Source organism: Amycolatopsis sp. SID8362, assembly GCF_010550475.1.
Classification (GTDB): domain Bacteria; phylum Actinomycetota; class Actinomycetes; order Mycobacteriales; family Pseudonocardiaceae; genus Amycolatopsis; species Amycolatopsis eburnea.
Genome location: NZ_JAAGNB010000612.1, coordinates 1 through 478 on the forward strand (window position 1 = coordinate 1; position 478 = coordinate 478).

Here is a 478-nt window from a genome sequence, read left to right on the forward strand (position 1 = left end):
GAGCACGGCGAGCGCGCGCGGCAGCAGCCCGAGCCGTCCCTGCGCGCGAAGCCCGGGCGCGGCCGCCGCGGAGAACCGCGCGGCCAGGTCGAAGGCACCGACCTGGAGCGCGGCACTGCCGAGGTACCGGTCGACTTCGGGATCGGCGCCGGTGCGGGCGGCCAGCGCACGAAGGTGCTTAAGGACGGCTTCGCCACGCTCGAAGGGAGCGACGTACGCGGTGACGGCCACGATCCGCGGGTCGTCGTCCGGGACGGGCAGCAGGTCGGCGACGTCGAGCAGGGCCTGCCGCGCCTGGGGTCCGGGCTCGGTCCAGAAGCAGCGCATGGCGGCACTCCAGAGGATCCGCATGGCGGCGTCGTGCTGCCCGTCGGCCGCGACGGACCGGGCAACCCCGGCCAGCTCGGCGACGCGGGCGGGATCCTCGCGGACGCCGTCTTCGAACTCGCTGAGCAGCCGGCTCGCGGTGGCGCGGCGC

General features: G+C 76.2%; 1 pseudogene. It reads right to left on the reverse strand.

Annotated features, from left to right (window positions below):
- Positions 1-478, reverse strand: a pseudogene (locus tag G3I65_RS18910) (LuxR family transcriptional regulator); the annotation flags it as partial.